This window comes from Faecalimonas canis, assembly GCF_054601575.1.
On sequence record NZ_BAAHSI010000026.1, the window covers coordinates 1 to 23652 of the forward strand.

Consider the following 23652-nt stretch of genomic DNA (forward strand, 5'->3'; position numbering starts at 1 on the left):
ATTGTCTATACTTAAATTTCTTTATTTTATTCATATCTTTCAGGCAAAAGTAAAAATTTATCTAAAAAAAGTATAATATGTAATCATTCCGACAGCAAATAATAAAAGTAAACATTCGCCCCATATATTGATATACATACCTGCTATTTTTCCTTTTATTATTCCTCTTTTTTGTTGAACAGAATAATACAACTCTACTTCTTTCCCTTTTTCTTTTCTATTAAATTTTTCTTGCAGCATAGCCACATTTCTTGGACGAATATTCCAAGTATGTAATGTGGGAACAAAAGTCGTATTTTCCTCATCTTCCAATGCAACAACCCAAGTATATACTCGACAGTCCCCTACCCTATACAAATATGTACTTCCCGTACGCAATAAACCTACTACTCTTCCTTTTCTTAAATCTTTCTTTTTTACTATTTTTCTAATTTGTTTCCAGTCCTTATATCCTTCCCAACTGATTACTATTAAACTAGCAACACTAAAAATCCATACAAACTTCATACCCTCTCCTTTGCTTTTATAAGCAACTTGAAATTCTGCTTACTTTTTAGAAAAAATATGCTTCAAAAATACATACATTACAATAGCAAAGGCAATCAAATATCCAAACGCCCCCAGCGCCGGAATCCCCCAGATTTTCGGTTTCATGTTCGTCGTACATATAATGCTGGAACTAATCAAAAGCGCCATTACCCAAAGTCCCATTACTATATTTCGCACGAGTCTTCTCAGAAGTCTTTCCAATTCCATAGAAGCGTGTAAATCTAGATTAATCTTTGTCTGCCCTTTCAAATACCCCTGTAAAATATCAGAAATCAGCGATGGAATATTTAGCGCCTTATGAAATGAACGATAAATTGTTTTTCCACTGTTTTTTAATTCCTGTTTCCAATCCTTTTCTTTTAGCATTTTTCCTGCCATATGTCTGGAAGCAATCTCTACCATATTTAATTGTGGGGCAATGTCAGCAATCACGCCTTCCATGTGCGTCATCCCTCTGGCAAGCATCGTCAAGCCATGGGGCATAATAATTTTATTCTCTTTCATTACATCCATAAGACTCATTGTCACTTTGGCTATATCAATATTTCCCATTTCTGCATTTCCATACTGTGTAAGCAGATTACTGATACCTTCATACAGACAACTCTGGTCCGGCGCTTCCTTAAAATCACCGAGAGCCATTACTGCATTTTGAATCATACCGATGTCACCTATCGCAATTCCCTCTACTGCTTTTCCGATTAACTCTCGATCCCGTTCTGTCAAGCGTCCCATCATCCCCATATCAATCCAAATAATTTTTCCATCCCGAATTTTCACATTGCCCGGATGGGGATCTGCATGAAAAAATCCGTCATCCATTACCTGCTTAATATAGTGGTCAATCAATTTTATTCCAACTTCTTCCAAGTCATATCCGTCAGCCAAAAGTTTCTCTTTATCATCTACGGCATATCCGTTAATATATTCCATAACAAGAACGTAATGGTTTGTATATTCGTGATATAATTTCGGCACTCCAACAAAAGCAATATCTTTATTTCTCCGGGCAAATTCTTCCAAATTTGCCGCTTCTGTAAGAAAATTCATTTCCTCTTTCGTAACAGCCCACAGTTCATCCAATACCATATCCAAATCGACCATATCTTTTAAACTGACCGGTGGAAGTAATTTTACAGCACGATGCAAAAGTCCTATATCTCTTGACATCTTGTCATAAATCCCTTTTCGCTGTATTTTCACAACAACTTCTTCACCGGTCTTTAATGTTGCCTTGTGAGCCTGTGCAATCGAGGCAGAACCAAGCGGTTTTTCATCAATTGCAGAAAAGATTTCTCTCCACGGACATTCATATGCTCCCTGTAACACTTCCTCCACTTCCGAAAATAGCATCGGCGGAACTTCAGAGCGAAGTTTCATTAACTCATCACAATATCGTTTCGGCAAAATATCAGAGTGCATGGACATAATTTGTCCCAACTTAATAAAAGTCGGTCCAAGGTCCTCCAAAATTAAACGTAGTTTTTCCGGAGATACTCCTCTTGTAATATTATGTTTTCGGAGTACCTCCGTCATTTCTTTCAATCTTTCTTTATATTCCTGCCGATTCATCTTTCACATCTTCCTATTCTGCCCGTTCATTCTCCGCTTCTTCTTTTTCCATTGCGTGTAATCTTTCTTTTAAATCTGCTATCTGCTCCGGTGTCATTTTTTCCAAAAGTTCATCCAATTCCTCCGGTGATGATGGTTTTACTGAAACATTTACATTTTCCTTAACTGTCTTTTTAATATTATGTTTCAGTTCTTCATTCAACGCCTTCCCCTGCTCCACTGTCAGTTCACCTTTTTCCACCATATCATCCAACAACTCTTTTGATTTTTCTGCTGTTGTTGCTACCGCACCAATACCTGCTAATAATAATTTTTTAATGTTTTCTCCAAAACCTTCCATAATAATAACTCCTTTCTTATTACAACCTCATTGTCATATAAGCGCCAAAATTTTCGGAACAAAAATAATAATTCCTACTCCTGCCGCCATAAGCGCCGCAATCAGAACAGCGCCCGCAGCCGTATCCTTTGCAAGTTTTGCAAGTGGTTTTCTCTCTTCCGTAACCAAATCTACCACCGCTTCAATTGCCGTATTGACAAGTTCCAGTGAAAGAATCAATCCAAACAATATCAGACATATGCACCATTCAACTATTGAAATTTGTACCAAAAATCCTGCTGCCACAACACATATCATTACCAAACAATGAATTTTCATGTTCCTTTCTTTCTTAATTCCGGCAAAAATTCCTTCAAAAGCATATCCAAAACTTTTATATAGTGGATTTTTCTTTTCCTTCTTCATACTTTCACCTTCTTGTCCCAGATTTTCTTTTATTATACTACAAAATCAGTTTTTAGTGGTATTTTTTAGTTATTTTTCATATTTTCTTTGTTTTCACAAAAACTTTTGTTTTTATAAAAGGGACAAAACAAATCATCAGCGAAATAAGAGCCAATGTTGCAACTATATAGGCATTTTTTTGATTTGTATCTACCAATATATACGAACTATTTATCAAAAAATGCAAAAATGCCACTAACCAAACACTTTGTGTTTTTTCAAAAACATACCCTAAGAATATTGCGAAACATATACAAATACCTATTTGAAATATATTTTGTATAATCCAACTATCAGGTAAATAAAAAAACATGGAAACCGGAACGTGCCAAATTCCCCATATAATACCTAATAAAACTATTCCCTTTTTCATTCCATATTTCTTTTGCAAAAGTGGCTGCAAAAATCCTCGCCAACCATACTCCTCACCTATAAAAAATATGTATGTTAAGAAAAAAGTTATAACAATAAACGGGCTTTGTATAAGCATAACTAAATATTCTTTTATTATATTGGCTTTTCCGCTTATTCCTAACAACCATTGCATTCCCCATTGCAAAATGCAAGAACTAAATAGCAACAATATAAGTAAGCCTGCATATATAAACCACTGTTTTATCGTTGCTGTACCTATTGACATTTTGTATGTTCTTAATTTCTTATCTTCTTCAAGTAAATAGCAGACAGAACATACAGCTAACCCAACTGCCATAACAATTTTTCCCCACAACTCCGACTCCCAAAAAAGATTTCCTATACAACCGCAAACACTCAATAGAGTAACTCCCAAAAATCCGTTAAAAAATTTTTTTGGGACTTCACTGCCTTCTGTTTTCGTTTTCAAAATGGATATAACGGCTGCCGCCATTGGCAAAAGCATATAAACATTAACATAAAACGTCATATCCATACCTTTATTGAATGCAAATTTCATCAAAACACCAAAACCAAATGTCAATCCTATTTCTGTGAGCATAAATATTTTAAACGCCTTATGTTCTACTTCGTTCCACATACGAACCTCTCCTTTGCTAAAATTTTTCTCGTACTATCCCTAAAAAACTCAAAAACTCTAATTATAGTCTGAGTTTTATATCTATCACATTTTTATTTTAGATTTTTCTTATTTAATTGTCAAATTATTATTCTTTTTTAATTTATTTCATACAAAAAAGACTGACGCATCACTGATGCACCAGCCTTTTGCAAATTGATTTTTTATAAATGAAACTATGTTTAGTCCTCACGAGATGTTCCATTAAATGAACATTGTTTAGCCCCACATAACTGCGGATGATTTTTACCACATCCTGCCATACTTTCCATAATGGCTTCTTCAGATACAACTGTAATTTTTAACTTATCCATCTATGTCACCTCCTCCACATCATGCTCTACAAACCACTTTTCTATTAATTTTGCATGATTACAATGTTGAATATTACTATTCAGGTAATCTTCGTTTTCTATTAAATTATTACCCGCACACTGCTCAGTGCAATATTCACAATAACTATGTTTAAAGCATTCCGAAAAATCCTTTATTTTTGTGTTCAACCATTGTTTCAATACAGGATTTTCCGATATGGAAGGCAACTCTGTGTAATGACATAAGAAAAGTCTAAAACTGACACAAGGATAAATATTTCCTTCTGCACTGCAATATAAACCATACCGCCCTGCACCACATGGGTTTTGCTCCGGTGAGCGTCTTAATAATTCTCTTTTGCCTATGTATCTTTTCGGATTTGAAAAGAATACTTGTTGAACATCTTTTTCATCTGGCATATATGCAAACACATCACAACAGCCATCCACTTTTCCACATAATGAAAAATCTATTTTACACGGTTTTCCAGCATTAAGTTTCTCCAAAAAAGAGCGAATTTTTTCAATGCGTCCTATATTCTGTTTCAAAACAACACATTTCAATTCAAACGGTATATGATATTTCTTTAAAAATTTAATTCCATTCATCGTTCTACTGTACGAACCTTGCACAGTAGTTATCAAATCATGCTCTTTCTCTATATCACTGTACAAACTGATACTTACTTCTTTTATCCTATAACCGCTAAGTTGTTTTACCACATCCTCCGTAAGAAGCATTCCGTTGGTAAACAGGCTGATTAACATTTTCTTTTGTGAAATATATTCCAATATCTCAAATATATCTCTCCGTAACAAAGCCTCTCCGCCACTCAATATCACATGAAACACACCCATATCATAAATCATGTCAACTAACGCTTTTACTTCTTCTGTATTTAGTTCCTTGGAATACTGATATGTTTCAAATGGGTGATAACAATGTACACATTTTTCATTACATTTATTTGTCAGGTCTATGTGAAAATTGTGATACAACCCATTCTTATGTAACTCTTCGATAAATCGACTTAACATGGCGTTATCTTCTGTTTTCTTATTTCCTATTGACTCGCCTGTGAAATTCTGTTTTCTATCAACATTTGCAGAAATAAATATTTCCAGTTGTTTCTTAAACTCTTCCACATCTTCCGTTTTCAACTCATTTGTTTTTAACCAGTTATCTAATTCTATTGCATTCTCTTTTAATAATAATTCCAATAATTCTGCTGACAATCCTTCTAAAAACATATATTTTCTACTATTACAATTAAACAAAATTGCCTTTTTTTCTTCTTTTAATTGATAAATTCTATACGCTACCGTCTTACTTATTTTCATGTCCACATCTCATTCTTTTCTTTTTTACCTATCCTTATTCATAAGCATACTCACGCCTATGGATACCGCAGTAGTTAATGCTGTAATGATAACTGTCTTTCCTGTTTCCTTAACAAATTCCAACGTTTCTTCTTTTTTACTCTTTTTTTCTTCTCGGTAAACATCTTTTGTACTCATTTTCACACCTCAGCAAAATATAATTTATTCTTCATTTCAATTATAGTCGTAATACGACTATTTTTCAATAGTCATGACAAGACTTTTTATAATTAAAGAAAATAAACAGGGAGAAGTGTTAATGATATTTGAACGGATTAGAAATCTTAGGGAAGATAGCGATAAAAAACAACAGGAACTGGCTGATTATCTTAATATAAAGCAGACAACATATTCTAAATATGAATTGGGTAAAGTAAATATTCCCGTTGAAGTTTTTATAAAATTAGCAGATTATTATGACGTGTCTGTTGATTATCTTCTTGGCAGAACAAATGAGAAAAAATAATATTCTCCTTATACGATAAAAATTCCCTGTGTTTCAAATGAAACACAGGGAATTTTTTATTTGCAATTCACAATATATTATTTATTGTTGATAGCAGCCTGAGCAGCAGCTAATCTTGCGATTGGTACACGGAATGGTGAACAAGATACATAGTCTAAGCCAATTTTGTGGCAGAATTCTACAGAACTTGGATCTCCACCGTGTTCTCCACAGATACCTACGTGAAGGTTTGGATTAACTGGTTTTCCTAATTTGATAGCAGTTTCCATTAATTTACCTACACCAATCTGGTCTAATTTAGCAAATGGATCGTTCTCAAAGATTTTTGCATCATAGTAAGCATCTAAGAACTTACCAGCATCATCACGAGAGAAACCATATGTCATCTGTGTTAAGTCGTTTGTACCGAAGCAGAAGAAATCTGCCTGTTTTGCAATCTCATCTGCTGTAAGAGCAGCTCTTGGGATTTCAATCATAGTACCAACTTCATATGCAAGTTCAACACCTGCAGCAGCGATTTCAGCATCAGCTGTTGCTACTACCATATCTTTAACATATTTTAATTCTTTTGAATCACATGATAACGGAATCATGATTTCAGGTTTTACTGCCCAGTCGCTGTGTGCTTTCTGAACATTGATAGCAGCACGGATAACTGCTCTTGTCTGCATTTTAGCAATTTCAGGATAAGTTACAGCAAGACGAAGTCCTCTGTGTCCCATCATTGGGTTGAATTCATGTAAAGAATCAATGATTGCTTTAATCTGTTCAACTGTTTTACCCTGAGTATCTGCAAGTTTCTTAATATCTTCTTCAGTTGTTGGTACGAACTCATGAAGAGGTGGATCTAAGAAACGGATTGTAACTGGATGTCCTTCTAATGCTTCATATAATGCCTCGAAATCTCCCTGCTGTTCTGGAAGGATTTTTTCAAGAGCTGCTTCTCTTTCTTCTAATGTTTCAGAACAAATCATTTCACGGAAAGCATCAATTCTGTTTCCTTCAAAGAACATATGCTCTGTACGGCAAAGACCGATACCTTCAGCACCAAGTTCACGTGCTTTTCTAGCATCTGCTGGTGTATCTGCATTTGTTCTAACTTTTAATGTTCTGTATTTGTCAGCCCATCCCATGATTCTTCCGAATTCACCAGCGATTGTAGCGTCTACTGTTGGGATAATTCCATCGTAGATGTTACCTGTTGAACCGTCAAGAGAGATAGAATCTCCTTCATGATATTCTTTTCCGGCTAATGTAAATTTCTTATTTGCTTCATCCATTGTGATATCACCACAACCAGATACACAGCAAGTACCCATACCACGAGCAACTACGGCAGCGTGAGATGTCATACCACCACGTACTGTTAAGATACCCTGAGCGGCTTTCATACCTTCGATATCTTCTGGTGATGTTTCAAGACGTACAAGAACAACTTTTTCTCCTCTTGCAGCCCATTCTTTAGCGTCTTCTGCTGTAAATACGATTTTACCGCAAGCAGCTCCCGGAGATGCTCCAAGTGCTTTAGCAACTGGTGCAGCAGCTTTCAATGCAGCAGCATCAAACTGTGGGTGAAGTAATGTATCTAAGTTACGAGGATCAATCATAGCAACTGCTTTTTCCTCTGTAATCATTCCTTCATCTACTAAATCGCAAGCGATTTTTAAAGCAGCCTGTGCTGTTCTCTTACCGTTACGTGTCTGTAACATATAAAGTTTTTTATCTTCGATTGTGAATTCCATGTCCTGCATATCTCTGTAATGATCTTCCAATGTATTACAGATTCCTACGAACTGTTCGTAAACTTCAGGCATAACTTCTTTTAACTGATCAATTTTCTGTGGTGTACGAACACCGGCAACAACGTCTTCACCCTGAGCGTTCATTAAGAATTCACCCATTAAGTGTTTTTCACCTGTAGCAGGGTCACGAGTAAATGCAACACCTGTTCCTGATGTTTCACCCATGTTACCGAAAGCCATCATCTGTACGTTAACGGCTGTTCCCCAAGAATATGGGATATCGTTGTCACGACGGTAAACATTAGCACGAGGGTTGTCCCAAGAACGAAATACGGCTTTTACTGCTCCCATTAACTGTTCTTTTGGATCAACTGGGAAGTCTTCACCGATTTTTTCTTTGTATTCTGCTTTGAACTGATTAGCAAGAACTTCTAAATCTTCTGCTGTAAGGTCTACGTCCTGAGTAATACCTTTTTCTTCTTTCATTTTGTCGATAAGTTCTTCAAAGTATTTTTTACCTACTTCCATAACTACGTCAGAGTACATCTGAATGAATCTTCTGTAGCAGTCCCAAGCCCAACGTGGATTTCCTGATTTTTCTGCTAATACTTTAACAACTTCTTCATTTAAACCAAGGTTTAAGATAGTATCCATCATACCTGGCATAGATGCTCTTGCTCCTGAACGAACAGATACAAGAAGTGGATTTTCTTTATCTCCAAATTTCTTTCCAGTAACTTCTTCCATTTTTACGATTGCATCCATGATCTGTTCCATGATTTCATCGTTGATTTTTCTTCCATCCTCATAGTACTGAGTACAAGCATCTGTTGTAATTGTGAAACCTTGTGGTACAGGAAGACCTAATTTAGTCATCTCAGCAAGGTTAGCACCTTTACCACCAAGAGTGTTTCTCATGGTTGCGTCACCTTCGGTGAACATATAAACCCATTTTGCCATGTCTTTACGACCTCCTACATAATATTTTTTAATAAAAAGTATTTCTTCTTATTATTAACATATTGCAATACGATAATCTACCGCACATATATTTTATACGGTTTGTCAAGGTTCGTCAAGGTCTTTTCGACAGAAAACTATTTATTTCCCGTTTCTGTATTTATCTAAGAAAACCACCTTTCCACCGTTTATTCTGGACTCTTCAGCAGCCAATGCACAATAATGGCTTTCTACCGATTGTTCCACAGAAGTTGTTCGTTTTGTAGGTCCTGTTTTATTTATGAGCATATCCAAAAATTCCTCAACCATTCTGTTGTCCCCGCCACCATGTCCTGAGAAATCTGAAGCAATTTGGGATATATCAATTACTTCCGTATCTTTTCGTCCAAACACTGTAATTTTAATTGTATTTTCCGTCATATCTGCAATAATTTCACCTTTAGTTCCCATAAATTTCGCATAACGACTTCCTGTAGCGGTAAATCCGCACATTGTATGGCTAATTGTCGTTCCGTCTGTCATTTTCATATTAACAACCTGATGATCGACCACATTGTTATCACAATGATACACACATCTTCCATACGGACCTGTTTTTATCGCTTCTGCAATTGTTTCTACGCTCGGATGTAACGTCAATACATCTAACGGCCATTCTTTGTATCCCGTTTTTGCACCGATTTTATGGTGATCCAAATAAATTTTTTCCGCATCATACGGGCAATTTTCTTTCGCCTTACATCCGTCCATACAACGAAGCGCCGCTCCTTCCGGAGCACATTCTTCTTTAAATAAATATGTATCGCCAAATGATGAAACAGATTCACAAGTTTTGCCTGTCAACCACAGAAGTAAATCCATATCATGACAGCATTTCTGTAAAATCATCGGACTTGTTGTTTCCGAATTTCTCCAATTTCCACGAACAAAACTGTGTGCCTGATGCCAATATCCTACATTTTCGATAGACATTACGGAAACCACATCCCCAATAACCCCTGTATCTAAAACATCTTTCAATTTAGAATAGATTGGCGTATATCGAAGAACATGGCATACGATTACCTGTCTGTTACATTCTTTTGCTACCTTTACAATTTCCCTGCACTCTTTTGGTTTCGGTGAAATCGGTTTCTCCAGTAAAATGTGGTATCCCTTTTTTAATGCAGGAATCGCCTGTTCAACATGCTGTTTATCCTGCGTTGTGATAAACATAATATCTGCTAATTTTTCCTGTGCAATCAACTCTTCCGCACTGGAAAAACACATTTTCTCCGGTATATGATATTCTTTTGCTACTTCCTCCACCTTCGCAGGATCAATATCCGCAATTGCCACAATTTCCATTTTATTCGGAAATAGTTTTGCTGTCGGTGCATATGTATCTTTTCCTCTACTTCCGAGTCCCGCCAACGCTACTTTTAATTTTTTACTCATCTTCGTCCTCCCTATCCATTTTATAACTTTTATTATATGTTTTCTTCTTCCGATTGGCTTGTTATTTTATACTGAAAACTTATCTTTTTATCTTTATTTATTCCTCTCGCTCTGCTAAAATAAAAAAACACTCAATAGCAGGAGGTAAACTATGGCTTACGTCAGCACAAAATTAAAAAGAGAATTTCAAATCGAATCTATTGTAACTATTCACTATTTTGAATATATGAATGATTTTGTTTTCACCGGAGAAACTCATGATTTTTGGGAATTTTTATATGTAGATAAAGGGAAAGTGTCTGTACAGGCAGATACCAAAGAACACACTCTGACAGCAGGAGATATTATTTTTCATAAGCCAAATGAATTTCACGCCATTCAATCTATCAGTAAAAAATCGCCGAATCTTGTGGCTGTTTCTTTTTACTGCAATTCCCCTGCCATAAAATTCTTTCACAATTTTCACTGCACGCTTACTTTAGAAGAACGCATCCTTATTTCTAAAATGATTGCAGAAGCAAAAAACGCTTTCTCTTCTCCCCTCTACCTTCCATCCGTAGAACAGGTGAAAATTTCTGAAAATGCACCTTTCGGCTCACAGCATTTGATTTCTCTTTACTTGGAATTACTTTTAATTACTCTGAAACGAAATCACCTTGAAAATTCCGTTTCTCCCTCTTTCGTCCGCTCTTCTGCCAGAAACAACCTTCCTGATGAAATTGCATCCTTTATGAAAAGACATATCTGTGACACCCTCACTATTTCTACTATCTGCGAAACCTTCTCCGTAAGTCGTTCCGCTCTACATACAATATTCACTGCTAAATATCATTGTAGCCCTATGGCATATTTTCATAAGCTGAAAATGGATTACGCAAAAGAACTTCTCCGCAGTGAAAAAATGAACTGCACAGAAGTCGCACATTATCTTTCTTTCAGTTCTCTTCAGTATTTTTCAAAACAATTTAAAAAAGCAACAGGAATGTCTCCTTTGGAATATATTTCTTCTGTAAAAGGCATTTCCCATTCTTTGTCTTGTGTGTCTAAATAGTGTTTGGGGACGTAGTTTTTTTGTATTTTACTACGTCCCCAAACACAAAATGCCCTGTCCCTTTTTACAGAACACCCTGTCCCCTTTTTATTATTATCCACCAATGATTTTTCTCTTCACAAACAAATATAGGTTCTCGCTCCTTGCAGAAGAAACTTTCATCTTATCAATTAACCTTCCCTTATACTCTTCACGCAAAGTTTTTTCCTCTATAATTTCTTCTATTTTAGATAAATTCTTTTCCATTTTCATTTGTTCCAAAATATTTAAAGCAATTTCCTGCCTTTGTAAATTTATATCTTCTTTCACATCATCAACCACTACATATTGCTTTTTATTATGAAAGTTTACAACATCTTCCCATTCTTCAAATTTTCTTTGAAATATATTCAATGCGTTTTCATGTAGTAAATCTCTTTTGAATAACCGATACTCGCCAATACTACTATATTTGTATTGTAAATAACTATTTTCACTATTACATTTCATTGGGTTCAAATGAATATAACGCACACAATTCCAAAAATATCGTTCATTTTCTATACATTCACTCTTAAATCGATTTTGGAAAACGTGTCCATTTCTATTATGTTTATAATTATAATATTCTGCGTATTTTGCCAGACATTTGGCCATGAATACGGCTAAAACTGCCAATTCAGATTTGATAATTAGATGTACATGATTAGACATAATACAATATGCATAAATTTCTACTTCATCTTCTTGAAGATATTTTCGCAAAATTCTTTTGAAATAATTCTTTTCACGTGTTTGATTAAAAATTTTTTCTCTATTTATTCCTTTTGCTATCACATGATAAAATCCGGTAGCACTTTTTCTTCTTCGTTGACGCGGCATATTTCACCTTCCCTTTTTATTCTCCATTTAGGGACGGGGTATTCTGTAAAAAGGGACACCGTATTTCTCATTTGGGGACGTAGTCAAACTGAAAAAAACTACGTCCCCAAATGAATTAAAACTCAAACTTCTTCTCGAAATATGCTTTCAAATCTTCAATTTTAATTCTTTCCTGCTCCATCGTGTCACGATCACGGACTGTAACTGCTCCATCTTCCTCAGACTCAAAATCGTAAGTTACACAGAACGGTGTTCCAATTTCGTCCTGACGGCGATAACGTTTCCCAATATTTCCTCTGTCATCAAATTCGCAGTTATATGTTTTTGATAATTCAGCAAATACTTTTTCTGCACCTTCATTTAATTTCTTAGAAAGTGGCAATACACCGATTTTAATTGGAGCTAACGCCGGATGGAAATGCATTACTGTACGGACATCTCCACCTTCTAATTCTTCCTCATCGTAAGCACTGCAAAGGAATGCTAATACCATACGGTCTGCACCCAAAGAAGGCTCGATAACATATGGAATGTATTTTTCTTTCTTTTCATCATCAAAATATGTCATATCCTGTTTTGATACTTCCTGATGCTGCGATAAATCATAATCTGTTCTGTCAGCGATTCCCCATAATTCTCCCCATCCGAATGGGAATAAAAATTCTACGTCTGTTGTCGCTTTACTATAGAAACAAAGTTCTTCCGGAGAATGATCTCTTGCACGTACTTCGTCTTCTTTTAATCCAAGTGAATATAACCAATCTAAACAGAATTGTTTCCAATATGCAAACCATTCAAGGTCTGTTCCCGGTTCACAGAAAAATTCTAGTTCCATCTGTTCAAATTCTCTTGTTCTAAAAGTAAAGTTACCCGGTGTAATTTCGTTACGGAATGATTTTCCGATCTGTCCGATTCCAAATGGGATTTTCTTTCTTGATGTACGCTGTACGTTTTTGAAGTTGACAAAAATTCCCTGTGCTGTTTCAGGACGTAAATATACTGTATTTTTTGCGTCTTCCGTAACACCTTGGAATGTTTTGAACATTAAGTTGAACTGACGAATTTCTGTAAAGTTATGTTTTTTACAAGTTGGACATGGAACTTCATGTTCTGCAATCCATGATTCCATCTGTTCTTTTGACCAGGCGTCTACACTTTCTGTTAGTTCAATTCCGTTTTCTGCTGCAAAGTCTTCAATCAATTTGTCAGCACGAAATCTTTCTTTACATTCTTTACAATCCATTAAAGGATCGCTGAATCCACCCAAATGTCCTGATGCAACCCATGTCTGTGGATTCATTAGGATAGCACAGTCAACACCTACGTTGTATGGATTTTCCTGAATGAATTTTTTCCACCATGCTCTTTTTACGTTGTTTTTCAATTCTACACCGAGATTACCGTAATCCCATGTGTTTGCCAGTCCTCCGTAAATCTCTGAGCCCGGATATACAAATCCTCTTGATTTTGCTACTGCTACAATTTTTTCCATTGTCTTTTCCATTCGCTTTCTCTCTCCTTCGCATTTTATTTTTAACTTACAGACACATAAATATTTCCGCAATAAATATTCTTTTTATGTAATTTATACATTCTATAAATTGTTAATTATTATACAGTTTTTCTATAAGATTGTAAATGTTTACTTTTTTACTTTAGACAAATTTCCAATATTTCCAGAGATTTGAATGTTTTATCCACATAAAAAGAAAGGTATCCCGACACAATTTTTTTCAACTTTTTCAGTACATTTTCCGATACCGTAAATGTATACAATTTTTCAATGGATGAGCCTGCGATGTACTGCATAGCATACAACGTGGACGTATCTATTTCCACCACATCGTTTACTTCTTTGATACAATTTTTGCAAATAATTCCACCCTGTCTTACACTGAATATAAATGGCGCTTCCCCATTTCCACATTTTACACATTGAAATACTTGAGGTCCTTCCCCGTTAATATACACTGCTTTCAATTCATAAATGCAACGTATCAACTCATTTGAAATATTTTTCTTCGTCAATGCCCGAAAGGTCTGATACAACAATTTAAGCATTTCCGTTTCATCTTTCTGCTCTCTTGTATAATATTCCGCAAACTCCATAAAATAGAACCCGTAATATGTAGCCTCCATATCATTTTTCAGTTCCTGAAAATAATTGGAAATATGAACCTGCATAATATTATAAGAATTTCTTCCTTCATATAATGTAAATTCTCCAAAGCAAAAAGGACTTACAGCACCTCCAAACTGGCTGTTCGGTCTTCTTGCCCCTTTGGCAAATGCTGAAATCCTTCCTTTTTCCTTTGTCAGAATTACAACTCTTTTATCGTACTCCCCTATTGGAGTCACTGACAGCACAATACCTGTCACTATCACCGGCTGATTCACGATTGTATTCCCCTGTCTTTTCCATTCTGCTCTCGCAGTATTCTAAATAATCCTCGATTTTTCCCGTCTTGGAAAATTTATCCCACGCTGAAAGTTCCATCGAATCACCTCTTCTTCTGTTCCTTTATTTTTAGGTTCTCCGATTATGCCTGCTCTATACCAGCAAAAAACTTCCAGCATTTCCAAAAATATTATTCATCTTTTGTGTATCCAAAGTTTTTAATAAGGAAATCACTATCTCTCCAGTCTTTTTTTACCTTTACCCACAATTTCAAATTTACCTGCATTTCCAGCATTTTTTCAATTTCATAACGGGCGTTTGTTCCTATCTTCTTTAACATACTTCCCTGTTTTCCGATAATAATTCCTTTGTGGGAATCTCTCTCACAAATGATTGTCGCCTCTATTTCCACGATTTTTCTTTTAAACTGCATTTTTTCAATAGAAACCGCAATTCCATGTGGAATTTCTTCATTTAATGCGTGTAATGCCTTTTCGCGAATAATTTCCGCAACAATCTGTCTTTGTGGCTGATCTGTGACTGTATCTTCATCATAAAACTGTGGTCCATATGGGAGATACTGAAATAAAACTTTCAATAATTCATCTGTATTTTCCCCATTTTTTGCTGAAACCGGAACGATTGCCGCAAAATCATAGATTTTTTGATATGCATCAATAAAAGCAAATACTTCATCTTTTTTTACCATATCCACTTTATTGATAACGAGAATAACAGGAGTTTTTACCCTTTTCAACTGTTCTGCAATGTGTTTTTCCCCTGCTCCGATAAATGTAGACGGCTCTACAAGCCAAAGCACAACGTCCACTTCATTTAATGTGCGTTCCGCAACATTTACCATATATTCTCCCAGTTTGTTTTTCGCCTTATGGATTCCCGGAGTATCCACAAATACAACCTGTCCCTGCTCTGTTGTCAGCACAGTCTGAATTCTGTTTCTTGTTGTCTGTGGCTTATTTGATGTAATTGCAATTTTCTGTCCAATCAAATAATTCATCAATGTTGATTTTCCCACATTTGGTCTTCCGATTAAAGTTACAAAACCTGATTTATAATCTGCTTTCATGTTTACCTCTCTTTTTTGTATATTTAAAATAAATCTTTTATCTCATCAAACAACGATTTCTGCTCCTCAATCTTTTCTTCGCCTCCGATAACACAAAGTTGGTTTGCGTTAAGCACCGCCTCAACTATATCGGCAAGTTGACGAATGTCTTCCTGCGTTGCATCCAATATCTGTTTTCTCTCCATCTCTATCATTTCTTTTGAAACACGATTCATATAGAGATTTAGTGAACGGTCACCTTTTGCCACCGGATTCATCGGCTGGTCTATATTGCTGATTGTTCCGATAATGTATTTTGTCATATCCCTGTCAGTCACATTAAAATTGCGAAGATAGTCTGTAATTCCCTCATAGATTTCATTTGTCTTTTCTAAATTCGGGTCACGGTAAGATACGAAATATCCATCTCCCAAGCGATTGAAACTGCTCATACATCCGTATGCTCCACCTTTCACCCTGACATTCTGCCATAAATAATCGTAACTCAAAATCACTTTCAAAATTTGAAGTGCTCCCGTATAGTCTACTCCCTGATCAATAAAGTTTCCTGCTCTCGCCACATATTGTACTTTAGATGAAGTTTTAAATCCTTCATTTTTCTTCTCACAGTGCAGTACACAAGGTGTACTTTCCACATTTTCCTTATATAAATCAACTTTCAAATCTGCAATGAATTTGTCCATATTTGTAAGACCTTCTTCGGATGCCGTATAACTAATCATCATATTATCGGCTCTGAAAAGTATTTTGCATAATTTTTGCAGATTTTGAATTAATTCTTCCTTCTTCTCATCGAAGTGCTCGCAAATATCATTTACCGTCTGATAAAATCCGATTCCGTTTGTAATATCCTTAAATTTTGCTAACGGTGAAGCATAAGACATCGCACGAAGTGCAGAAGTTAAATGCCCTGCCGACTGAAAACGCATTTGTAATCTTGATTTTGTCATATCCAAAATTTCTTTCAAACGCTTTTCATCATCCAGTTTAGAATTCACTAAAATTTCTTTCATCATGGCGAATGCAACCGGTAGTTTATTATACAACGCTTTTGACTTCATCTCAAAAGTAGCTTTAAATTCTTTTTCTTTCGCTTTCGTCACATCCGGATACATTTCTAATGAAGTGCCGATTCCACCTGTATGAACATTAATTTCATTAAACAATTCCCCATACTCATAATTCTTTGTGTCAATAATCCCCAAAACAGACTGTAAAATACCTACATAAGATAACATTCCCGCCGGAACTGCCGATAAATCAAACAATAAGTCCACATAACCGATACCGTTTGTTTCAATATTATGGTAAATCATCAATGTATCGTTATAATATTTTTCCTCATTATAAATCGGTGCAATTTCTCTTGAAATATCTTCTCTTTCAAGCACAGGAATTGTCTTTAACTCCTCTTCTGTGGACGGTTCTTCCTGATATGCAATTAATTGCGCCGTTCTTTCTACAAGTTTGTCAACTTCTTCTTTTGAAAGACTTGCCTTATATGCCTGTAATTTCTCATCCAGTTCTTTTTCCAATCTGGCAGTACGTCCTTTCTCTGCTTTTACAACTACAATAGATGCATGTGTGTTATCCAACAAATACTTCTGTATTAACTGCTCAAAATAATCTGTATTTACCTGTTTTTTCAAGAAGTCAAATGTTTCAATGGCATCTAAATGGATAAACGGTTTCTCATCATCATAGAGCCAACTGTCAAAAATCTGTAATCCATACATAAGCCCTTTAGGAAAGTTTCCAAAATCGGCTTCACGATAACGGAATTCGTGATAATTAATTCCCGCCTCAATTGCCTTTTTATCCATGCCGTTTTCCACAATGGCTTTCAATGTGCTTTCAATAACGGAAATAAATTCTTCTTTCTGCTCAATATTTGCATTTTTTGCCACAATAGAAAATACCGGCTGATAAATTCCATTGTCATATGACCCCATAATATCTCTTCCAATTCCTGCATCTACAAGCGCTTTCTTAAGTGGTGCTCCCGGTGCAGAAAGAAGTGCATAGTCTAATATTTCAAATGCCAAATATAAATTTCTGTCTAAACTTGTCCCTATAACTTTGTTATAAGATAAATAGGTATTATCTTCTTCTGATTCGTTGCTTGAAACAGAATATGATATTTCCACTTCTTTTCTCTCTGTAAATGCTTCCTGTTTTTTAATTTCCGAGTCAATTTCTATCGCATCAAACTGACTTAAATACTCTTTATCGAGCCACTCCAGTTTTTCTGCCATATCCATATCTCCGTACAGATAAATGTAACTATTAGACGGATGATAATATTTTCTGTGGAACTCCAAAAATTGTTCATAAGTAAGTTCCGGAATAACTTCCGGATCTCCACCCGACTCATTTCTATAAGAAGTATCCGGAAAAAGTGAATTTAATACAACTCTGTCCAAGACTCCCTCCGGAGAAGAAAAAGCGCCCTTCATCTCATTATATACAACACCGTTATATTCTAACTTTCCATCCGCACTGTCCAGTTTATAACTCCAACCTTCCTGACGGAAAATCTCGTCATGCTCGTAAATATTCGGATAGAACACCGCATCCATATAAACATGCATCAAATTTTGAAAATCTTTATCATTGCAACTTGCAATCGGATACACTGTTTTATCCGGATAAGTCATCGCATTTAAAAATGTGTTCAAAGACCCTTTTACCAATTCAACAAACGGGTCTTTTGACGGAAATCGTTTAGAACCGCACAAAACGGAATGTTCCAAAATATGTGGTAACCCTGTGCTATCCTTCGGCGGTGTACGAAATCCGATAGAAAACACTTTATTCTCGTCATTATTTGAAAGAAGAACAACTTTCGCCCCACTTTTTTTATGTTTTAATATATAGCCTTCCGACTGTAAATCTTTCAGATGATGTTCCTGAAGTAATTCATATGCTGCTAATTCCTGTAACTTCATATATCTCTTCTCTCCTATTTTCATTCTTTTTACATTTTTGCCAATTTAGTTTATTATAACACCTTTTCCACAAAAAAAGAAGTTTGTCACAATAGTTTTATATCTATTGACTTTACAGCAACTGTATAGTTTATAGTTTGATACGAAAGCACATTTAGGAGGAATAATTTATGGAAAAACAACTTACATTTAGATGTTATAAAAAAGAAGATTTTAAGGTAATCAAAAATATTATCCGTGAGGCATGGAAATACGATTCTTTTGCCAGCCCTAAAATCGCCGATAAAATGGCTGCTGTCTTCTTAAACAGTTGTCTGGCAAATCAAACTTTTACACAGGTTGCCGTGCTGGATAATACACCTGTCGGAATTATTATGGGAAAAAATATCAAAAAATTCAAAAATTCATTCACCCTTTTGCTTAAACGAACCATTTCTATTTTTGATCTGCTATGCAGAAAAGAAGGGAGAAACGTTTCCAAAATCTTTGGAAATGTAAATGGAATTGACAAAGAACTTCTAGAATCTTCTCCTATACAATATGATGGAGAAGTTGCTTTCTTCGCCGTGGATAAACAGTGTCGTGGCTATGGAATAGGCAAGCAATTATTTTCTAAATTAAACGATTATATGGAGAGTGAATGTGTAAAAAACTATTACCTATTTACTGACACAAGTTGCAATTACGGTTTCTATGAACATCAGGGCATGGTCAGACGATGCGAAAAACAACACACTTTTGAAATCAAAAATCAAATCGGTAATATGACCTTTTTCATCTATGATAACGTAAAATAAAATCATAAAAGCGGAAGTCCCGATTGGATTTCCGCTTTTTGTAATCTTTTCTAAATTTCTCTTGTATATTTTTTCAACCATTCTGTTTCTTCTTCATTTAAGTATGGAGAAATCTTTTCAAATACCTGTTTGTGATAATCATTCAACATTTTCTTATCCTCTGCTGACATAATATCAGGATTGATTGCATCTAAATCGATTGGCACAAATGTCATTGTTTCAAAATACATAAACTGACCATATTCATTTGCTTCTCCCTTGCGGACAATCAATTCATTTTCTGTACGGATACCATGAGAACCTGCAATGTAGATACCCGGTTCATCCGTAACAACCATACCTTCTTCAAACGGTGTTGTTTCACTTGGTCTGTACTGCCATCTAATTCCTGAAGGGCCTTCATGAATATTTAATAAATATCCTACTCCATGTCCTGTTCCGTGATTGAAGTTTAAATTCATATCCCAGAATGGTTTTCTTGCAAGAATATCTAAGTTTACACCCATTGCTCCATACATAAATTTTGCATTTGCAAGATTTAACATACTTTTTGCAACTGTTGTAAAGTGCAATTTTTCAATATCACTTACTTCACCTAATGCAAATGTTCTTGTAATATCTGTAGAACCTTCATAGTAGTTTCCGCCTGTATCTGTCAAGAACAATGCTCCTTCTTTTAATTCTACATCTGTTTCCGGTGTAGAAGTGTAGTGTACGATAGCAGCGTGTTCTCCGTATCCGCAGATTGGCTCAAAACTTGGCCATAAGAAACCTTCCTGTTCTGCACGGAACTGTTCCAATTTCTCAGATGCACTCATCTCAGTAATTGTCATTTTACCAACATTTTCTTTTACCCATTTCATGAATTTTGTCATTGCAACACCGTCTTTGATATGAGCATTTCTTGTGTTGGCAAGTTCTACTTCATTTTTCATCGCTTTCATTAATACTGTAGGATTCTGTCTTTCTACTGTATGAACATTTTCTCCGATGTTGTAGTAAAGTGCATAGTTTAATCTGTCTGGATCAATAAGCAATGTATCATCTGCACCATATGTCTTCATTGCCTCATAAATATCGTTATATGGATGAAGCACAACATTTACTTTATCGAAGTTTGCTCTGATTTCATCATTTAATTTTGTTTCATCCACATATAAATCAACCTGATCCATTGTAATAACAAGATAACTTAATAATAATGGAGAGTATGCAACGTCATTCCCTCTGACATTCAATGTCCATGCAACATCATCTAATGATGTGATAACATGAACGTTTGCTCCAACTTCTCCCATCACTTTTCTGATACGTGCCAACTTAGATTCTGTACTTTCTCCGACAAGTTTTTCATCTAATGCAAATGCTTTTTCTGTAGACAATGCCGGACGGTCTTCCCAAACTTCATCTACTAAATCATAAGCATAATTGACACTTCCGCCTTTCTTTGATGCGGCATTTGCATATTCTTTTCCTTCATCAACCGCAACAAGACGTCCGTCAAATCCTAATGTACCGTTTTCTTCTAATTTATCTGATATAAATTCAAGAACTGTAGGAACTCCCGGATTTCCCATACGATAAAGGTCTACGCCCGAACCTTCTAACTGCTGTTCTGCCTGAAGGAAGTATCTTCCGTCTGTCCAAAGTCCCGCTTCTGTTTTAGTAATTACCGCAGTACCGGCAGAACCTGTAAATCCCGTGATAAATTCTCTTGCCTTGAAATGTTCTCCAACATATTCACTTTGATGATTATCTGCTGATGGAACAATGTACATATCAATGTTTCTTTCTTCCATCAATGCACGCAATTTTGCGATTCTTTCTGTAACTTTCATGTCACAACCTCCTTATTTTAAGGGCCGGTTTTCACCGTCCCTGCCATTTTAATTACATACATAATACCACAATTTTTTACTTATCCGCAATATGTTTTAATTCTTCGTTCTTTATCCACGTTCCGTCTTCCCTCTTTAAATATGGCAGAACATTTTTAATTGCTTCCTTTTTTATCAATCCGTAAATATGTGGATATTCTCTTCCACATTTTTCTAAGTCTTCCCATTTTACAGATACATCAAGATTGCCCGTATCAATCACAAGTAACACCAACTTTTCTTTTTCGTTATCAAAATGAGGTGAAACTCTCCAAAAGTATTCGATAGAAGAACAATGAATAAATGAATTGTTTTCCAACAATATTTTTCCGAAATAATCATCTTCTCTCATTTCTTCATACAGTTTTTCTTTTATACAATGTAAAATCAACATAGAACTCTCTCCTCTTATATTTTATGCACTTTTTGTTCTTTTCTTAATCACAACCAGTACTGACAACATCAACACGATACCAAAAGGTAATGAAATCCATGCTGATTGTACAAATCCTGCAACAATATATGTCACGAATGTAACTGCTGCTGCAGTCATTGCATACGGCAACTGTGTAGATACATGATTTACATGGTTACTCCTTGCTCCCGCCGATGCCATAATAGTCGTATCTGAAATCGGTGAACAATGATCCCCACAGACTGCTCCTGCCATACAAGCAGAAATAGAGATAATCATAAGTTCAGGATCATTTGCAAATGCCTGAACAACAATCGGAATCAAAATGCCAAATGTTCCCCATGAAGTACCTGTAGCAAACGCCAACAAACAGCCAATTAAGAAGATGACTGCCGGCAAGAAATTCATAAAACTTCCGGCTGAACTTTTTACTAATCCTTCTACATATACTGCTGCTCCCAAACTATCCGTCATTGCCTTTAACGTCCACGCAAATGTCAAAATCATAATTGCAGGAACCATCGCTTTAAATCCTTCAGGAATACATGACATACAATCTGAGAAACTCAACACTCTACGAATCATATATAGCACAATTGTAATAACTAATGCAAAGAAACTTCCAAGCACAAGACCTACTGAAGCATCACTCTTTGAAAATGCTGTCACAAAATCTCTTCCATCAAAAAATCCACCTGTATAAATCATACCGATTACACAGCATACAATAAGCGAAAGAATCGGAATAACTAAGTCGATTACTTTTCCATTATGATTTACCACTTCTGTTGACGCATTTTCATATGGTCTGTCAGGAGTTGTGTAAATATCTCCCTTCTTCGCATTATCCTCATGTATTTTCATTGGACCGTAATCAATTTTCATGGTCACAATGGCAATCATCATTACGATTGTAAGTAAAGCATAAAAGTTATATGGAATTGCTTTAATAAAAATAGAAAATCCATCTTCACCTTTTACAAACCCTGTGACTGCTGCCGCCCATGAAGAAATCGGTGCGATAATGCAAATTGGAGCCGCTGTTGAGTCAATTAAATATGCAAGTTTTGCACGAGATACATTATGTTTATCCGTTACCGGACGCATAACACTTCCTACTGTCAGACAGTTAAAATAATCATCAATAAAAATCAATACGCCGAGAACAACCGTAGCCAACTGGGCTCCCACTCTCGTTTTAATATGTTCTCCTGCCCAACGTCCGAATGCCGCTGAACCTCCTGCTCTGTTCATCAGTGCTACCATCGCTCCCAAAATAACAAGGAACACTAAAATTCCTACGTTATACTCATCTGAAAGTACGCTGATAATGCCTCCTTGGAAAATATGGGTAACCGTTCCTTCAAAGGAAAATCCCGAATAGAACAATGCACCTACTAAAATCCCAACAAACAAAGAACTATACACTTCTTTTGTAATTAATGCCAGCGCAATCGCTACAACCGGCGGAATTAATGTCCAAAATGTCGCATATAATTCCGGTTTTGGCGGTTCCTCCGCCGCAAATACTGTCATCGAACACATCATTACACATAATAAAACCATGCTCACAACAGCAAGTATTTTTCTTCTTGAATCTTTTTTCATCATAAACCCTCTCTTCATTCTTTTTATTTTGAATGACTGAAATAAACTGCTCACTTCTTAGAATGAAAAAAACCATAGACTTTCTTGAGGAACGTCTATGGTTATGTATACAATGAAATATATACGACATATGATATATTCTAATCTATGATAGCGCTCCACACTTCTGTGACAGTACGTTGTATCTTATACAACGTCCCAGAACAAATCCTCGGACAAAAAATTTATTCTTCGGCATCTTTCCCTTTCCTGCTTAGAAGTCTGTCCCACTTACACTAAACAGTACTCTTTAAAAATGCACCTCTATCTTTCAGTTATTCAATTGCTTTTGATTTTAGCATACTTTTTATGA

General features: G+C 35.7%; 22 protein-coding genes and 1 riboswitch. Of the genes, 3 read left to right on the forward strand and 19 right to left on the reverse strand.

Translation table 11 applies throughout. The features are described 5' to 3' along the window. Positions 1-57 precede the first annotated feature (57 nt). The 8 genes from ACYPXO_RS07710 to ACYPXO_RS07745 all read right to left on the reverse strand — a co-directional run bounded on the left by ACYPXO_RS07710 (position 58) and on the right by ACYPXO_RS07745 (position 5791). Positions 58-507 carry a hypothetical protein gene (locus ACYPXO_RS07710; protein WP_459640007.1) on the reverse strand — a complete coding sequence of 150 codons (450 nt, stop codon included), beginning with the start codon at positions 505-507 and terminating at the stop codon, positions 58-60. Positions 508-546: 39 nt separating this feature from the next. Further along, complete coding sequence (locus tag ACYPXO_RS07715) at positions 547-2121, reverse strand: ABC1 kinase family protein (RefSeq protein ID WP_459640008.1); 1575 nt, start codon at positions 2119-2121, stop codon at positions 547-549. Positions 2122-2134: 13 nt separating this feature from the next. Continuing rightward, positions 2135-2461, reverse strand: a complete 327-nt coding sequence (locus ACYPXO_RS07720; protein ID WP_459640009.1) for a phasin family protein — start codon at positions 2459-2461, stop codon at positions 2135-2137. Positions 2462-2494: 33 nt separating this feature from the next. After that, positions 2495-2866 carry a diacylglycerol kinase family protein gene (locus ACYPXO_RS07725; protein ID WP_459640010.1) on the reverse strand — a complete coding sequence of 124 codons (372 nt, stop codon included), beginning with the start codon at positions 2864-2866 and terminating at the stop codon, positions 2495-2497. Positions 2867-2942: 76 nt separating this feature from the next. After that, positions 2943-3617 (reverse strand): CPBP family intramembrane glutamic endopeptidase, encoded by a 675-nt coding sequence (locus ACYPXO_RS07730; protein WP_459640011.1) that lies wholly within the window; start codon positions 3615-3617, stop codon positions 2943-2945. 524 nt (positions 3618-4141) lie between these two features. Then, entirely contained in the window at positions 4142-4273 is a 132-nt protein-coding gene (locus ACYPXO_RS07735) for a hypothetical protein (protein ID WP_459640012.1), read from the reverse strand. After that, entirely contained in the window at positions 4274-5614 is a 1341-nt protein-coding gene (locus ACYPXO_RS07740; protein WP_459640013.1) for a radical SAM protein, read from the reverse strand. A gap of 24 nt (positions 5615-5638) precedes the next feature. Next, positions 5639-5791, reverse strand: a complete 153-nt coding sequence (locus ACYPXO_RS07745; RefSeq protein ID WP_459640014.1) for a hypothetical protein — start codon at positions 5789-5791, stop codon at positions 5639-5641. 121 nt (positions 5792-5912) lie between these two features. On the opposite strand from ACYPXO_RS07745, the gene ACYPXO_RS07750 reads away from it, so the two are divergent. Beyond that, a complete protein-coding gene (locus ACYPXO_RS07750) occupies positions 5913-6119 on the forward strand; it encodes a helix-turn-helix domain-containing protein (RefSeq protein WP_459640015.1) in 207 nt (68 codons plus the stop codon). Between the two features lie 77 nt (positions 6120-6196). On the opposite strand, the gene ppdK is transcribed toward ACYPXO_RS07750, so the two are convergent. After that, positions 6197-8821 (reverse strand): pyruvate, phosphate dikinase, encoded by a 2625-nt coding sequence (ppdK, locus tag ACYPXO_RS07755; protein WP_459640016.1) that lies wholly within the window; start codon positions 8819-8821, stop codon positions 6197-6199. Between the two features lie 141 nt (positions 8822-8962). Beyond that, positions 8963-10258 carry a Gfo/Idh/MocA family protein gene (locus ACYPXO_RS07760; RefSeq protein ID WP_459640017.1) on the reverse strand — a complete coding sequence of 432 codons (1296 nt, stop codon included), beginning with the start codon at positions 10256-10258 and terminating at the stop codon, positions 8963-8965. A 151-nt stretch (positions 10259-10409) separates the two neighbouring features. On the opposite strand from ACYPXO_RS07760, the gene ACYPXO_RS07765 reads away from it, so the two are divergent. Beyond that, a complete protein-coding gene (locus ACYPXO_RS07765) occupies positions 10410-11309 on the forward strand; it encodes a helix-turn-helix domain-containing protein (RefSeq protein WP_459640018.1) in 900 nt (299 codons plus the stop codon). 93 nt (positions 11310-11402) lie between these two features. On the opposite strand, the gene ACYPXO_RS07770 is transcribed toward ACYPXO_RS07765, so the two are convergent. From ACYPXO_RS07770 to ACYPXO_RS07795, 6 genes are all read right to left on the reverse strand, one after another. Beyond that, complete coding sequence (locus ACYPXO_RS07770) at positions 11403-12170, reverse strand: transposase (RefSeq protein ID WP_459640019.1); 768 nt, start codon at positions 12168-12170, stop codon at positions 11403-11405. A gap of 115 nt (positions 12171-12285) precedes the next feature. Then, positions 12286-13674 (reverse strand): glycine--tRNA ligase, encoded by a 1389-nt coding sequence (locus ACYPXO_RS07775; protein WP_459640020.1) that lies wholly within the window; start codon positions 13672-13674, stop codon positions 12286-12288. Between the two features lie 146 nt (positions 13675-13820). Further along, entirely contained in the window at positions 13821-14567 is a 747-nt protein-coding gene (recO, locus tag ACYPXO_RS07780; RefSeq protein WP_459640021.1) for a DNA repair protein RecO, read from the reverse strand. Next, positions 14503-14667 carry a hypothetical protein gene (locus tag ACYPXO_RS07785; RefSeq protein WP_459640022.1) on the reverse strand — a complete coding sequence of 55 codons (165 nt, stop codon included), beginning with the start codon at positions 14665-14667 and terminating at the stop codon, positions 14503-14505. The genes recO and ACYPXO_RS07785 overlap by 65 nt, the downstream gene beginning before the upstream one ends. A gap of 91 nt (positions 14668-14758) precedes the next feature. Beyond that, positions 14759-15655, reverse strand: coding sequence for a GTPase Era (era, locus tag ACYPXO_RS07790; RefSeq protein WP_459640023.1), 897 nt, complete (start codon positions 15653-15655; stop codon positions 14759-14761). A gap of 23 nt (positions 15656-15678) precedes the next feature. Continuing rightward, the gene (locus ACYPXO_RS07795) at positions 15679-18603 is read right to left on the reverse strand and encodes an insulinase family protein (RefSeq protein WP_459640024.1); all 2925 of its coding nucleotides are present in this window, start codon (positions 18601-18603) and stop codon (positions 15679-15681) included. Positions 18604-18773: 170 nt separating this feature from the next. Between ACYPXO_RS07795 and ACYPXO_RS07800 the strand changes: the two genes are divergently transcribed. Beyond that, positions 18774-19400 (forward strand): GNAT family N-acetyltransferase, encoded by a 627-nt coding sequence (locus ACYPXO_RS07800; RefSeq protein ID WP_459640025.1) that lies wholly within the window; start codon positions 18774-18776, stop codon positions 19398-19400. 50 nt (positions 19401-19450) lie between these two features. Here the strand turns inward: ACYPXO_RS07800 and ACYPXO_RS07805 are convergent, their stop codons facing one another. The 3 genes from ACYPXO_RS07805 to ACYPXO_RS07815 form a co-directional block, all read right to left on the reverse strand. Further along, positions 19451-21238, reverse strand: coding sequence for an aminopeptidase P family protein (locus ACYPXO_RS07805; RefSeq protein ID WP_459640026.1), 1788 nt, complete (start codon positions 21236-21238; stop codon positions 19451-19453). A gap of 76 nt (positions 21239-21314) precedes the next feature. After that, a complete protein-coding gene (locus ACYPXO_RS07810) occupies positions 21315-21671 on the reverse strand; it encodes a DUF952 domain-containing protein (RefSeq protein WP_459640027.1) in 357 nt (118 codons plus the stop codon). 21 nt (positions 21672-21692) lie between these two features. Then, a complete protein-coding gene (locus ACYPXO_RS07815; RefSeq protein ID WP_459640044.1) occupies positions 21693-23258 on the reverse strand; it encodes a Na+/H+ antiporter NhaC family protein in 1566 nt (521 codons plus the stop codon). A 185-nt stretch (positions 23259-23443) separates the two neighbouring features. Beyond that, a riboswitch (Lysine riboswitch) is annotated at positions 23444-23614 on the reverse strand. Positions 23615-23652: the final 38 nt, after the last annotated feature.